The following is a 13,839-nucleotide window of genomic DNA, read 5'->3' on the forward strand; positions in this document are numbered from 1 at the left end:
GCCCTGTGAATTCCCCATCATTGGAGGAGGCACTACCGACATGACCGCCACCATGCCGCCGACCACGGCCGCCACACCGACTGTTCCGATCCGGCTGCAGAACCTCAACAGCGATCTGGCCGCCCACTTCTACGAACGCACCGAGGTACTCCGGGCCGCGACGATCACACTGCTGGCCGGAAAGCACATGCTGATGCTCGGGCCGCCCGGCACGGCCAAGTCCGATCTGATCCGCGAGCTGACCGCCCGCATCGATCAGGCCCGCTACTTCGAGACCCTCATGTCTCCGTTCGCCGACCCGACGGCGATGTTCGGGCCGATCGACGTCGCCGCACTGCAGCAGGGTGAGTACAAGCAGCTGCTGTCCGGCCGCGCGACCGACGCCGACATCGTGTTCATCGACGAGATCTTCAAAAGCGGCGACGGTGCCCTGCAAGCGCTGCTGACCTACCTCAACGAACGCAAGTACCACCCGCTCAACGGAGAACCGCCGAAAGACTGCCCGGTGCTGTCCGTGTTCGCGGCATCCAACGAACTGCCGCAGGGCGAGGCACTGAACGCGTTCTTCGACCGCCTGCTGGTGCGCATCGAGGTCGACTACCTCCACGACACCACCAACTTCACTGGCCTGCTGCGGTCCTCCGGCCCAGCCCCGGCGTCGCAGTTCCCGCTGACGATCACCGAACTCAACCACGCGGTCCGCCACGAGGTCCCGCAGATCAGCGTGCCCGACCCGGTGATCAACGCGTACGTGGAACTCCGCGCGGAGCTCAAGGAGGACGGCATCGTCGCCTCCGACCGCCGGTGGAAGCAGTCGATCCGGCTGCTGCAGGCCTCCGCTTACCTCGATGGCCGCACCGGTGTGACCCGCGACGACATGCAGATCCTCGACCACGTGCTGTGGACCGAACCGCCGCAGCGCCCGACCGTGGCACGCGCGCTGATCAACAAGATCAGCCCCGGCTCGGCGGAAGCCGTCGAGATCATGGACGCGATGGCGGCGCTGGAGCGCGAGCTCGACGACCTGCTCAAGAACCAGACCGCCGAGGACACGCTGCGGACCTGGGCGGCGAGCGAGTCGCTTCCCAAGTGCAAGAACGCCGAGACCAAGCTGAACACACTGCGGCAGAACGCACAGGCCAAGGCACTGTCCACCAAGGCCATCGATCAGGCCGAGGCCGCGCGCTCGCGGTTCGCGAACCGCGTGGTCAGCGAGGCACTCGGGATGAACATGGCGGCGATCTGATGGCACTGACCACGAAAGTCGCCGATCTCGCCCGCCGCGCTGGCGCCTGGCTGGGCTGTCTGACCGCACCGCAGGCTCCCCGGCACACCACCGCGATCGAGGGCGACGCGATGGACACGATGGCCTACACGGAGGTCGCCGAGCAGTCCCCGACACTGCGGGAACTCTCTCACGAGCTGCGGCAGACCGTCGACGGTGCTGATGACCTGCTTGCCGATGTGTTCCGGGGCGCCTACAAGGCGCACCCGCGGGTCCGTCCGAGCGGGGACATGGACCCCGCTCGGCGTGTTCAGCACCAGGTTGTCGCCGCACTGCTGGACACCCCGGAATTCGGGGCGATGCGCACCACCACCGTCGGCGATCAGTACCTGTCCGCAGTCGCGGTGCTCGCCTCCGCGAGCACGATCCGCGACATGCTCGACAAGGCCGACGCCGCTCAGGCCGCCGCCAAGGCCGCTGCCGCCGCGCAGCAGGCCGCCGACGCCGCAGCCGCCGGCGTTGAGTCCGCCTTCGAGCAGGCCACCGAGGTCGCCGACGGCGAGGGTGCCGTTCCCGATGTCGCCGCCGAGGCGGTGCAAGACGCGATCGCGGCAGTCGAGGCCGCCGAGGCGGCCGCCCAGCAGGCCGGGCAGGAAGCGGCGCAGAAGCTCGACGACGCCGCGCCCCGGCTGCAGGCCGCGGCCCGCGCCGCAGCCCAAGAAGCGGACGACGCCGTGCAGGAAGAGACGGCGCTGATACGGGCGTGGGGTATCGAACCCGGCCAGCTGGAGCGGATGGATTTCGCCGAGCGCGCCGCGCTGGCCGAACGGCTCCGCACCCTTCCGCTCTCCCGCTTTGCCGAGTTCATCGGCCGGTTCAAGGCGATGGCGTCCGCGGAACGAGCGCGTAAGGTGCCGCGCACCCCCGGCGAAATCATCGGCACAACCCTCGGCAACGATCTCACCCGGCTCATCCCGTCCGAGATCGCCCATCTCACCCTGCCCACGCTACGAGCGCCGTTCGCCGCAAGGCTCGCGACCCGTCAGCTGATGCTCTACAACAGCCAGGGAACGCAGCGTGCCGGTCAGGGCGCGATCATCGCCTGTATCGACTGCTCCGGTACGATGCGCATCCAACATCGCGGCATCACGCGGGAAGCGTGGGCGAAGGCGTGCGCGTTGGCGTTGCTGGACCAGGCCCGCGCCGCCGGACGTGATTTCGTCGGCATCCTGTTCAGCTCCCACAACCAAGTGGAGACGTTCCTGTTCCCCGGTGGGAACAATGATCTCGACACCGTTCTCGCGTTCGCCGAGAAGTTCTGGGGCGGTGGCACCGACTTCACGACACCGCTGCGCACCGCTGCTGATCTGCTGCAGACCGAAGCCGACATCGCCCACCGGCAGCGCGGCGACATCGTGCTCATCACCGACGGCATCGCCAGCGTCGACGCCTCCTGGCAACACCAGTGGGTCGAGACCAAAGCCGCACTCGGATTCCGTGCCTTCGCCGTCGCGATCGGCGACGACAGCGCGGTGCAACCCGGCGCAGTCCTGACCCGGTTGTGCGACAACGTCCGCGCGATCGACGACCTCACCGATCCCCGGGCCGTCGCCGACCTGTTCCGCACCATCTAAGCCCCCACACCGGGGCCAGTTATCTCGTGCCGCGTGTTCCCACGTCACGCCTTCGCGGGTGGTCGTGGGTCCACGCGGCACTGTCCTGTCACTGCTTGACCAGAAAGAGGCATGCCCATGGCACAGCCCGTCACGATGGAACGCGAGAACGTCTTCGACGACCATGCCGCGTTCGTCACCTACGCCGATGAGATCAGCGAATACTCCCTGCTCGGGTACGTCGTCATGTACTCGATCTTCGACGGCAAGAACACCCACCAGCGGATTCTCGACTGGGTGCGCGAGCTCGGGCTCGACCCCGAGATGGTGCCGGAGCCGACCTCCCCGGCACAGGCATTTCGTCGGGTCACGGGCCCGACCGGCGTCAAGGTCACCTACCCCAAGGACGACCCGTCCGCGACCGGTCGGCGCAGTGCCGGCCAGCAGGTCACTCTCATGATCCGTGAGGTGTCCAACGACCGGCACCGGACCGTGAAGCGCATCGTCAGGGAAGAGGCCAACGCGGAGACCGGGCAGCTGGAGTATGAAAGCGGCCTCGGCGAGGTCATCTTCCGCAAGCAACGCACGAAGCCCGGTGCGCCCGGCGGCGCCGGAAAGCTGCACTGCGTCCCCAACCCCGATGCGATCGCGTCACTGCATCCCGCCGAGCAGCAGCAGGTGGCCGACATGTTCAGCGAGATCACCCGCGCCTACCGAGAACTGATCGAGTACATCCCCGGCGATCGGCTGCGCGGGATGATCCACGATGCCATCGAGAAGTTGGGGGCCGTGTCGGTCCGGCCGACCGGCGGCGTGTACTTCGTGCCCTACCGGCACAAGGAGACCCTGGCGGCGCTGCGTGAACTGGTGCGCCGGTTCGGACCGCACCCCGATCCCGACGCCAACGACACCCAGCGGGGTAGCCGACTCACCAACATCCCCTTGCCACGCACCGGTGAGATGCGCGAGGAGATCATCGACTCGTTCCGGCACAAGGCGCGAACCGAATTGACTGAGTTGACGCGGGCCATCCTCGAAGCTCGCGCGTCGGGCGACACCAGCTTCGAGACGAAGGTCAAGCTGCACGAGAAGCTTCGTGAGCTGCAGAGGGCCACCGCCGAGCATGAATCGCTGCTCGCTGTCGATCTCAGCGACACCAGCTCCGCCCAGGCCTCCGCCGAGCAGCAACTACGGGCTCTGTTCGAGAACTGACTTCTGACGATCACCCGGAACGACCTGTTGTGACCAGGTCGTTCCGGGCCGGTCTGCTGTTCGTCTCGTGACCGCAGTCGCGGACGCCGACCCTGCGATCCGTCATCACGCCGTCCGTCGTGCCGCGAGGCCGCATGCCCGTTCACCACCACGTCCGTCTCGGCGCCGTCCCGGTCCGCCCGACCGGCGGTGTCTACTTCGTACACCGAAGGCACACCGAAACCCTCAGCGCGCTGCGTGCGTTGGTGCGCCGGTTCGGTCCACATTCCCACCCCGACGAGAACGGAACATCGACGCCGCTGTCGGCTCACCAACGTCCCGCTGCTGGAAACCAGCGAGATGCGGGAGGACATCATCGGATCCTTCCGGCGCAAAGCTAAGGACGACCTGGACGAGCTGTTCCTGGACATCGTCGCTGCCCGCCGAAACGGGGACACCAGCCACGATACGAAGCAGAAGCTGTACGCGAAGTTCCGTGCGCTCCAGGAAGCCATCGGTCGCCCACCGCGCGCTGCTGTCTACCGACCTGGGCGAGACGACATCGGCGCTCGACGAGGCCGCGGAGCAGCTCAAGAACCTGTTCGGATTCTGACCCGACGGTCGCTATCAACGAATTCAATGCTCAGTCGTTTCTATGGAGGTTATTCAGCGTGTCGGAACAGCAGCAGCTCGCTCTGCCGCAGCACCTGGCGTATGAGTTTGTGGAGCGCAAAGGCATCGGCCATCCGGACACACTCGCCGACGGTATCGCCGAACTAGCGTCGATCCGGTACGCGCAGTACTGCCTACGCGAATTCGGTGTTGTGCCCCACCACAACCTCGACAAAGTCGCCGTGTACGGCGGCCGAGTGGTGTTCGGCACCGATGACGGCAACTACGACCGGCCTGTGCGCGTCTTCGTCGGCGGCCGGGCGTCGACCTCGTTCGCCGGTACACCGATCCCCGTGGCCGAGATCCTCACGTCGGCGGCCCACGAGCAGCTCAAAGTCGCGCTGCCTGGCTATGAGCGCGTTCCGATCAAGATCCACGTGGAGACCACGAACAGTTCCAAGTTTCCGCACTGGTTCGCTCCCCGGGGGGTGCAGGACCTACCGGAACTGACCCGGGTGGTGTCCAACGACACCGCCTACCTGGTGGGCTGCACACCTCGCACCCGCGCGGAGTTGATCGCGCTGATCACCGAGTCGTGGCTCGCCGACCAAGCGTGGACCGGAAGCGATATCAAGGTGCTCGTCGCCCGCAAGGGCCAGCACTTCGATGTCGCCGCGTGCGTCCCAGCGCTGGCAGGGCAGGTGCGGACGGTGCCGGAGTTCCGGGACAGGCTCAGTGAGACCCACGACGCGCTCACTGATCTGCTCTCCAGCCATCTCGGTGAGGCCACAGTGGAGGTTCGTTGTGACCTCGGGCAGACCCCTGTCGACGATCCGCTCTCCGCCTGGTATTTCACCGTCTCTGGCTCGGCGATCGACTACGGCGAGGACGGCCTGGTAGGGCGCGGCAACTCACGGCATGGACTGATCAGTCCCGGACACATGGCGGGCAACGAAGTCACCTTCGGCAAAAACCCGACCTATCACGTCGGGAAGGCTGGTGCCTGGCTGGTCGACCACGCCACCACGGCACTGTCCGCCGCCGCCGGGGCCGGGCCGGGCCGGATCGGGATCACGTGGCGCAAGGGCGCCGACTACAGCGATCCGGCCGCGCTGGAGATCACGTGCCCGACGATGGACCCGGCCGAGGCGGAATCGCTGGTGCGTGGCGCGCTGGCCGAACGTGACTGGCTCGGCGATCTCGTCGACGGCCAGCGCTACCTCCCCCGGGTGACACCGATCAGTCAGCTCGTCGCGGAGTTGCGGAATGCCCACTAACGTTCACCTGCTCACGGGGGCCGTCACCGCGTCGGTGACGGCCCCCGATCTGGTTTCCTCGTCGGTGCTGGACCGCATCGCGCGGAGCACCGGGCCCATGCTGCCCGGCGGCTGGCACCCGTCCCCACCCGGCGCGACCGACCCGGAGATCCGGATCGTGCTGATCCGAACCGTCGGAACCCCGTCGATCAGCCTGTCCGACACCAACACGGTGGTGCTCCACCTGCGCGAGGAGGAGCTGACAGGCGACGCCCTGGCCTACATCACCTACACCGTGGCGGAGCGAGCCCGGCAACGCCGCGGCATGGTGACCGTGCACGCGACCGCGGCCACCAGCCCCGCCGGGCACACCGTGCTGCTGGTGGGCGACAAAGGCGCGGGCAAGACCACCACCCTGCTCGCCCTGGTCGACCGCGGCTGGCGCCCGCTCGGCGACGACCTGCTCATCCTCACCACGAGCAACGACGCGCCGTACGTGGTCGCGGGCAAGCGAACGTCCGCAGTGCGCCAGCCCGGCGGCGCGCGACACGGATACGAGACCAAGGCCCTTTACGACCTGGGGCCGCACGACCCGGCCAAGCCCGAACTGATCACCGCGGTGGTTCGCCTCAGCATCCATCCCGGCACCCTGCCCACCACGTCGATCAAGCCGGTGCGGCTGTCTCTGGTCGAACGTCTGCGGCTCGCGGAGAACTTCGGTCGCTATATCTCCGGGCTGCCCACCCCGCTGGCCCTAGCGCCCGAGGTGTGCGCACAGGTCTACCCGCTGGACCACGCCGACGCCGCGGCCGCCCGGACCGCGCTCATCGCCGCCATCAACACCCTCGGCCTGAGCTACCTGCAAGCCCCCTACGCCCACACCAGTGCCGACCTGATCGAGGAGCTGATCACCCCATGACACCGCCCGTGGCCATCCTGCCCAGCCGCGACGAGGCCAACACCATCGCCGCGGTGACCATGGCCGTCGACGCCGCACTGGATAGCCCTGATGCCGTGATCGTGCTCGCCGACGCCTCCAGCGACGCAACCACCATCGAGGCGTTCACCGCCGTGCCCACCCGCGCCCGCACGATCGCCCTCGGCGACCTCGTCAGAGGCAAGGGCCGCCAAGTCCTGGCCGCGGTCGGTCACCTCCACCGCGGGGGGCTTCTGGGCGGCGAGGTCCTGCTCGCCGACACCGACACCCGCAACCCGGATCCCGAGACCTACCGGGCCCTGCTCGCCCCGGTCACGGCCGGGGCGGCCATGGCACTGCCCGATTACCAGCGCTACTGGGACGAAGGCAACCTCACCAACCATCTGGCCCGGCCCCTCATCGCCATCGCCACCGGAATCGATGTGCCACAACCCATCGCCGGCGACGCCGCACTGTCCACACACGCCACACTGCGAGCGATCGACCGCGTGGCCGAACTGACCGACGACATACTTGCCTGGAACGTCGGCGGCTACGGCATCGACGCATTCCTGCTGCTGTCGGCCGCCGACACCGGCCGCATCGTCACAGTCCCCATCAACGCCACCAAACAGCACGCACCGAGCTTCCCTCACCTGCCAAAGATCTTCACCCACGCCGTGCCCGTGCTGCTGCACCCGGCAGCACACCAGGACGCCGTCCCTGGCGTCATCGGCGAGTACCGGCTGGCCGACCGCACCCTCTCCGACCAGCAGCTCAACAAGATGCTCACCACGCTACGTGGCCTGCGGGCAACGGCCCGCCACTACGATGAACAACCCTGGCCCGACGCCGTGGCCACCGCGTGGCACGCCGTCGCCCAGAGACAGCCCACCGCAGCCGCGGCACAACGGCTGTGGCCGGCCTACCTCGACCACGTGCACAACTGGCTGACCGACGGGGCCCGCACCACGCTGCCAGAGCGAACTGCCACACTGCGCGCCGGTGCCACGCACATCGTCGACCTGATCACCACGGAGAAGGGATCCTACTAGTGACCACCAGCGGATACAGCGTGTTCGGGCTGGAGCCTTTCCCCACCATCGCCCCTGGTGACTGCTTGGTCGACGCCATCACCACCACCCTGGCCGCCACCGACCAGCACCTCCAGGACAACGACGTCGTGGTCATCGCGAGCAAAGTCGTGTCCATCGCCGAGAACCGGCACGTCGACCTAACCACCATCACGCCCAGCCAGGCCGCGACCGCCCTCGCCGAACAGACCGGCAAACCAGCCCCACTGGTCCAGGTAATCATCAACGAGTCACGCGCCCACTTCCTGGCCACACCACGCGGTCCGATCATCGCTACACACAAACTCGGCTATCAGCTCACCTCAGCCGGGGTCGACCGCGACGGAACCACTGGCGCTTGGCTCCTGCCCGCCGACCCCGATGCCTCCGCCCGATCCCTACGTGACCAACTGCGCACCGCCACCGGCGCCGACATCGCAACCGTCATCGCCGACTCCGACGGCCGCGCCGACCGGGCCGGTGCCACTGTGATCTCCATCGGCTCCGCGGGCATCGCCCCTCTGCGCATCACCACCCACACGGAACCCAGCGGCAAGGTCAAGATCCAGGACGAGACCTTCACCGATCTCGCCGCCGCCGCCGCCGGAATCGTGCTCGGCCAACGCGGCCGCGGCGTGCCCGTGGCGATCCTGCGCGGCCTGACCTATCACCGCAGCGACGAGGGCGTCGCCTCAATGCTCCACAGCCGCACAACCCCAGTCACGGGCTGACACCGACCACACGGCCGAATCACGCCTGCCTCCACCGCCATCGTCAAGCCAGAAATCGTCAAGCCAGACTTAGCTTCCCTGACGAATTACCCGACCTCCCCCCGTCCGCGCGCCGTAGACACCTTCACGGAAGTGTCTACGGCGCGCGGAAAACTCATCCGATCCCCGCGTCATGAACATCACGGACGCCCACCGGGGGAGATCCACATAACGACGATTATGTGCAGCTCTCGCTGAATTTAGTTGCTCCGCCAGCACATTCACGTCAAGGACATGTCTAGGTCGAATAGTAGGGAGTGCTGATCATGGCTGGAGAAACCGTCATCACCATCGTTGGAAACCTGACTGCGGATCCCGAGCTTCGGTTCACGCCGTCGGGCGCTGCGGTTGCGAACTTCACGGTGGCGTCGACACCGCGGGTCTTCGATCGCCAGAGCGGTGAGTGGAAGGACCAGGAAGCGCTGTTCCTGCGCTGCAGCATCTGGCGTCAGGCTGCGGAAAATGTCGCGGAAAGCCTCGTGCGGGGATCGAGAGTACTGGTCACTGGTCGTCTGAAGCAGCGGTCGTTCGAGACCAAGGAAGGCGAACGCCGCACCGTTGTCGAGCTGGACGTCGACGAGATCGGTCCGTCGCTGCGGTATGCGACGGCCAAGGTGAACAAGGCGACCCGGAACACCTCGGGTGGTTCCAGTGCGTCGGCTGACGAACCGTGGGGTTCGGCGCCGGCTCCCACCGGCGGGTCCGCTGACGAGCCGCCGTTCTGACGGTGGTGACGCTGGCCGGGCGTGGAAACCCCGGCCAGCGTCCCTGGTTCGATCGCCCGCTGGTTAACTCGGGTCGAGCTGAAAGAGCGACTCGCCGTCGTTGCCGCCGAGTAGGAACGCGAACCGGTCCAGGTCACCACGTAGTTCCCGGAGGTCGTATCCGGTATCGCCGACGAACTCCGTCAGTGAGGCGTTGAGGTCGTCGTGGCCGCTGGTAAACCAATCGCGTAGGAACTGCAGCAGTTCGGCGAGCTCGGCCGCGTCGGCCAGATCCAGGGTCATGCTCGTGGTCCTTTGATTTCGTGCGATCGCAGGAGTGGTTTTGCGATCAGTTGTTGGGTCGTGCGTTGCGGAGTGCGCGGATTTCGCCGTAGGCGGTCTCCAGGCGTTCGGTGAGGTCGGCGACCTGGCTGCGGAGCTGTTTGTTGCGGCGGTTGGCCGCGTCCAGCCGGTTCTGCAATGAAGCGATCGTTGCTGGTTGCTGGCCTGTTCGGGCTGGTGACGGCTGTCGTTGTTGGAGGTGGGTGATGGCGTCGATCAGGTCGGCCTGGGTGTATAGCCACGACCGCGATACCTTGGCCGCTTTCGCGATGCCGGCGACCGTGATCGGTTTGGTGCTCTTGGCTGCGCTGGCAAGGGCTTGTTCCGCGCGATTGCGTGCTTCGGCGCTGCGGCGTTGTGTTGCGGCCAGGAGGAAGCGGGTGTTGTCAGCCTGCGGCATCGAGGTCCTCCACGTTGCCGCCGACGACGATCTGTCCCTGCTCGGCGGATTCCAGCGCGTCGATGATCGTGGTGAGTTTGGTCAGTGTGCGGGTGTTTTTCTCCACGACGCGGCGCAGGCCGGCGTTCTCGGCGTCGGAGATCATCTGGCTGGTCTCGTTGCGTTGGCGCCGGTGCTGGTCGAGGAACTCCGCGGTCGTAATGAAGAACTTGCAGTCCAGGCAGGGATTGGCGTACTCGCAGTCGGTCTGCACCGGCGCCCCGCAGTAGCCGTTAGGCAGCGTCACCTTGGCGCGGACCATGCTCAGCTTCGCCCAGGTCGCATCGGCCAGGGGATGATCGGCCGCAATGGACGCCGGCCTGCCTTCGGCATTGATCTTGACGGCCTTGAGCCAGTGCTCGCGTTTGGTCTCATCGAGCAGGCGGGCGTAGACGGCTGTCATCTGCGGCGACATGTGGTCCAGCAGGACCTGCACCACCGGCTGAGGGACGTCCGAGTTGATCAGCCGCGTGCCCAGCGTGTGCCGGAACTGGTGGAACGTGACCCGGACCGGTTTGCCGCGTTCATCGACCAGGCTGATCTGTTCGAGCCAGAGTTCGAGCTGGTCCTGCAGGCGTGTGGCGCTGGCGTACTTGCTGCCATCGATGTTGCTGTGGATCGCCGGGAACAGCCATGGCGCCCCGTCAGAGAAGCGCTCTTCCACCGCCTGCTGCTGGGTCGCGATCTTGGCGGCGAGGTCCTCGGAGATCGGGAAGAACGCCGGCCGGTCACGCATCTTGCGGTTGAGCCAGGCCAAGTATGGGTGGCCGTCGTCGTCGCGGACGACGCACTCGAACGGCAGTGTCCGGGCATCTTTCAAGCGCAGCCCGCAGGCAATGACGATTTCGACGATCAGTCGCCCGTCGTCCGAGGGGAACTGCGCTAGGGCGGTCGGGGCCTCCATCTGCCGCATGATGTGTTCAGGGATGAACCGCGGCTTGGGGCTCGGTCGTTTCGGGGCGTCGTCGTAGATGAATGCGTTGCGTGGCAGGTCCGGCTGCCAGTCGTGCCGGTGGGCGTCTTTGAGGAACGTGCCGACCGAGTGGATGACCGCTGTGCGTGTGATCGGGTCGGGCACCTCGGTCTGCAACACCGCCAGCCACGCCTCGATCCGGGCGCGGTCGAGCGCAGCTGGCTCGGCGGCCTGACCCAGCGTTGTAGCGAGGTAGGTGGCCAGCCGGGTGCAGCCGCGAAGGTCGATGGCGACCGTGCTCGGGTTGATCTGCCGGGTTAGCCGCCAGCGGCACCAGCGTTTGACCAGGTCTTTGAGCCACGGTGGGGTGATCTCGCCGAACCGTAAGTGCCGGACGTCGCTGGTGTTCAAGCCCAGGTGCTTGAGGTCCCAGACGTCGCGCGGGTACTGGTCGGCCCAGGGATCCGCGTTGATCATCAGCGCGTGCAGCTCAAACCGGGTGTCCTTGATGAACGCCAGCGACAGGGTGTCGTAGTTGGCCGGTTTCGGTCGGCAAAACGCCTTCCATTCCGTGTCGTCCCAGTCCAGCAGGCTGTGCACGCCCGCCGCACGGACCCAGTGCACTGCTTTGGTAACGACGCGTGGCGCGGTGTGCTGGCTGCCCAGTGCGTGGCGGCGCTGCAACCCGTACTGGATTTCCAGCCGGACCTGGCCACTCAGGTCGTGCAGCCGGACGTGTGGGTGGCGCGTGTTCTCGACCAGGGTGAACCAGTCGGTCAGCGGAGTGATCTTGCCCTGGTAGCGCCAGCGTTCGTAATGCGATCGGCACAGCGGCATGCCCGGCCCATCCGTCCACAATGGGCAGTCCGGGAATTCGCAGTCCCGTTCCGCCGAAGCGCGTGGCCGGGAGTAGAGCGTCCGCGCCACCCAGCCCTCCAGGCTGGGGCGACCGGACCGGGTCCAGGCGGACATGTGCCGGTTGCACAGGCCCTGGGACTTGACGCTCCGGTTGCACTCACGGACCGCGCAGGTCGCGACAGTGCGGCGCTGTTGTGTCGCGATGTCCTCGGCCGCCAACCATGCCTTCAGTTCCGGAGAACCGGCTGCTTTCCAGCGTTGGTAATGCCCCTGGCAGAGCTGGCGCGAGGCGAAGCTCAGCGCGATGCCGCACGAGGGAATGCGGCAGAAGCCCTGCACGAATACCCGGCTGTCGCGGGGCGGATAGAACACCTCACCGCGGAATTCCGGCCGCACTACTTCCATCAGCCGTTCCAGCAAGCCCGGAGCACGGGTGGCTCCTAACGGCGTCATCACTGTCCGGTCGTTCCTTCCGTCAACACTCCCGCCGAAACGAGGGCCTTCCGGTGATCCTCACTCGTGAGATGCACATACGTGGTCTGCGTGGTGTGCGAGCTGGCGTGACCGAGCAACTCGGCGACCGTCTCGACGGGCACCCCGGCCCGCAGCAGCCGCGTGGCGTAGGAATGCCGAGCCACGTGGGGCGTGAAGTACCCGATGCCGGTCCGCTCCCGCAACCGGTCCACCAGCCGATGGACGTTGCCAGCGGTCATCGGCGCGCCCAGCGGCTCGCGAAACAGGTTGATTAACACGTAGTCGCAGTCCAGTGCTCCGTACTCGACTTCCATGTACTCGGCATAGAGGTCGAACACGGCATCACCGACGGGGATGATCCGCGGCTTGAGTTCCTTAACCCGCGCGTCGTTGACGTTGTGCTCGCGCGGGACCACGTGCACTTCACCGGCTCGCAGGCGCAGGTCGCAATGCCGCAGCCCGAGCGCTTCACCAAGCCGCAGCCCGGACTCGAACATCAGAAGAACCAGGAACCGGTCCCGCAAGTGCGTACAGGCATCCAGCAGCTGGGTCTGCTGCTTCTCGGTGACCGTCCGAGGTCGCTGATGGTGAACACGCAGCCGGATCGGGCTGTAGGAGTCCGCGCTCGGACCGCGCTGGCGGGTGTGCACCAGCATCGGCTGATAAGTCCCTGTCGGACGCGGTCCGTCCAACTCGCCGAGCAGCGCCGGCACTCTTTCGTCGCGCCGGGAATGGAAGCGGTAGAACGATGCGACCGCAGATCGCTTGCGTACCAACGTGTTCTGCTCCACAGCCGACACCGTGCCCGGCAGCATGAACACACCCGACTGCCGGGCGCGCCTCGGCCGACGCAGCCAGTCGAAGAACTCAGCCAACTGCTCCAGGGTCAGCTCGCGGAACTCCCAGCCGCGCTGCTCGAGCCATTCGAACAGATCACGCAGGTCACGCGCGTACGCCTCGACAGTGTTCGGCGCCTTCCCCACAGCGACCAGGTGCGCCAGGAACTTCTCGACCGGCCCTACCGGCAGCCCGCTGCCGTCGACCACGGTGAACGAGCACAGACCAGTGCCCGGCGCCCGCAAACGCTGAACCTGAAGCGGCACCAGCAACCTCCGCACGACATAGGCACGCCAGAACGAGGTGTCTATGTAGCACAAGATGATCTTGAACCCATCCAGCGGGTACCAACGACGGCCTGAGCCCAGGCTCGCTCCGGCGCTCGTCGGAAGCGACGCACTCTGCCTTTGCGGAGGTGGGGGGGGGGGGGGCGGGCCCCCCCCCCCCCCCCCCCCCCCCCCCCCCCCCCCCGGGGGGGGGGCCCCCCCCCCGGGGGGGGGGGGGGCGCGCGCCCCCCCCCCCCCCCCCCCCCCCCCCCCCACCGCGGTGCGGGCGACGGAACCCGCAGTGGTCTTCTCGGCTCCGGGATCCCCGGCTTGCATGTCCAAGCGTCCGC

General features: G+C 67.0%; 13 protein-coding genes and 1 pseudogene. 10 read left to right on the forward strand and 4 right to left on the reverse strand.

Annotated features, from left to right (window positions below; all coding sequences use genetic code 11):
• Positions 1–40: 40 nt before the first annotated feature.
• From MOQ72_RS27235 to MOQ72_RS27270, 10 genes and pseudogenes are all read left to right on the forward strand, one after another.
• Entirely contained in the window at positions 41–1,246 is a 1,206-nt protein-coding gene (locus tag MOQ72_RS27235; protein ID WP_242188525.1) for an AAA family ATPase, read from the forward strand.
• The gene (locus tag MOQ72_RS27240; RefSeq protein WP_242188526.1) at positions 1,246–2,859 is read left to right on the forward strand and encodes a VWA domain-containing protein; all 1,614 of its coding nucleotides are present in this window, start codon (positions 1,246–1,248) and stop codon (positions 2,857–2,859) included. The genes MOQ72_RS27235 and MOQ72_RS27240 overlap by 1 nt, the downstream gene beginning before the upstream one ends.
• Positions 2,860–2,976: 117 nt before the next feature.
• Positions 2,977–4,050, forward strand: a complete 1,074-nt coding sequence (locus MOQ72_RS27245; RefSeq protein ID WP_242188527.1) for a DUF6744 family protein — start codon at positions 2,977–2,979, stop codon at positions 4,048–4,050.
• Between the two features lie 134 nt (positions 4,051–4,184).
• The gene (locus tag MOQ72_RS46065) at positions 4,185–4,430 is read left to right on the forward strand and encodes a DUF6744 family protein (RefSeq protein WP_504981056.1); all 246 of its coding nucleotides are present in this window, start codon (positions 4,185–4,187) and stop codon (positions 4,428–4,430) included.
• A pseudogene (locus tag MOQ72_RS46070) lies at positions 4,390–4,482 on the forward strand (hypothetical protein); the annotation flags it as partial. The gene MOQ72_RS46065 and the pseudogene MOQ72_RS46070, both read left to right, overlap by 41 nt.
• Positions 4,483–4,700: 218 nt before the next feature.
• The gene (locus MOQ72_RS27250) at positions 4,701–5,918 is read left to right on the forward strand and encodes a methionine adenosyltransferase (RefSeq protein ID WP_242188528.1); all 1,218 of its coding nucleotides are present in this window, start codon (positions 4,701–4,703) and stop codon (positions 5,916–5,918) included.
• Positions 5,908–6,816, forward strand: coding sequence for a phosphoenolpyruvate carboxykinase (ATP) (locus tag MOQ72_RS27255; RefSeq protein ID WP_242188529.1), 909 nt, complete (start codon positions 5,908–5,910; stop codon positions 6,814–6,816). Before MOQ72_RS27250 ends, MOQ72_RS27255 begins: the two co-directional genes overlap by 11 nt.
• A complete protein-coding gene (locus tag MOQ72_RS27260; RefSeq protein WP_242188530.1) occupies positions 6,813–7,868 on the forward strand; it encodes a glycosyltransferase family protein in 1,056 nt (351 codons plus the stop codon). The genes MOQ72_RS27255 and MOQ72_RS27260 overlap by 4 nt, the downstream gene beginning before the upstream one ends.
• Positions 7,868–8,617 carry a coenzyme F420-0:L-glutamate ligase gene (locus MOQ72_RS27265; RefSeq protein WP_242188531.1) on the forward strand — a complete coding sequence of 250 codons (750 nt, stop codon included), beginning with the start codon at positions 7,868–7,870 and terminating at the stop codon, positions 8,615–8,617. The genes MOQ72_RS27260 and MOQ72_RS27265 overlap by 1 nt, the downstream gene beginning before the upstream one ends.
• A 305-nt stretch (positions 8,618–8,922) precedes the next feature.
• Positions 8,923–9,381, forward strand: coding sequence for a single-stranded DNA-binding protein (locus tag MOQ72_RS27270; protein WP_242188532.1), 459 nt, complete (start codon positions 8,923–8,925; stop codon positions 9,379–9,381).
• Between the two features lie 63 nt (positions 9,382–9,444).
• On the opposite strand, the gene MOQ72_RS27275 is transcribed toward MOQ72_RS27270, so the two are convergent.
• From MOQ72_RS27275 to MOQ72_RS27290, 4 genes are read right to left on the reverse strand one after another with little or no spacing between them, the layout of a single operon-like run.
• Positions 9,445–9,663: a hypothetical protein gene (locus MOQ72_RS27275; RefSeq protein ID WP_242188533.1), complete on the reverse strand. Its 219-nt coding sequence runs from the start codon at positions 9,661–9,663 to the stop codon at positions 9,445–9,447.
• 46 nt (positions 9,664–9,709) lie between these two features.
• The gene (locus tag MOQ72_RS27280; RefSeq protein WP_242188534.1) at positions 9,710–10,102 is read right to left on the reverse strand and encodes a DUF6262 family protein; all 393 of its coding nucleotides are present in this window, start codon (positions 10,100–10,102) and stop codon (positions 9,710–9,712) included.
• Complete coding sequence (locus MOQ72_RS27285; protein ID WP_242188535.1) at positions 10,089–12,365, reverse strand: tyrosine-type recombinase/integrase; 2,277 nt, start codon at positions 12,363–12,365, stop codon at positions 10,089–10,091. Before MOQ72_RS27285 ends, MOQ72_RS27280 begins: the two co-directional genes overlap by 14 nt.
• Positions 12,365–13,489 carry a tyrosine-type recombinase/integrase gene (locus tag MOQ72_RS27290; protein WP_242188536.1) on the reverse strand — a complete coding sequence of 375 codons (1,125 nt, stop codon included), beginning with the start codon at positions 13,487–13,489 and terminating at the stop codon, positions 12,365–12,367. Before MOQ72_RS27290 ends, MOQ72_RS27285 begins: the two co-directional genes overlap by 1 nt.
• Between the last annotated feature and the right edge of the window lie 350 nt (positions 13,490–13,839).

The organism is Saccharopolyspora soli (genome assembly GCF_022678645.1).
GTDB classification, from domain to species: Bacteria; Actinomycetota; Actinomycetes; order Mycobacteriales; family Pseudonocardiaceae; genus Saccharopolyspora; species Saccharopolyspora soli.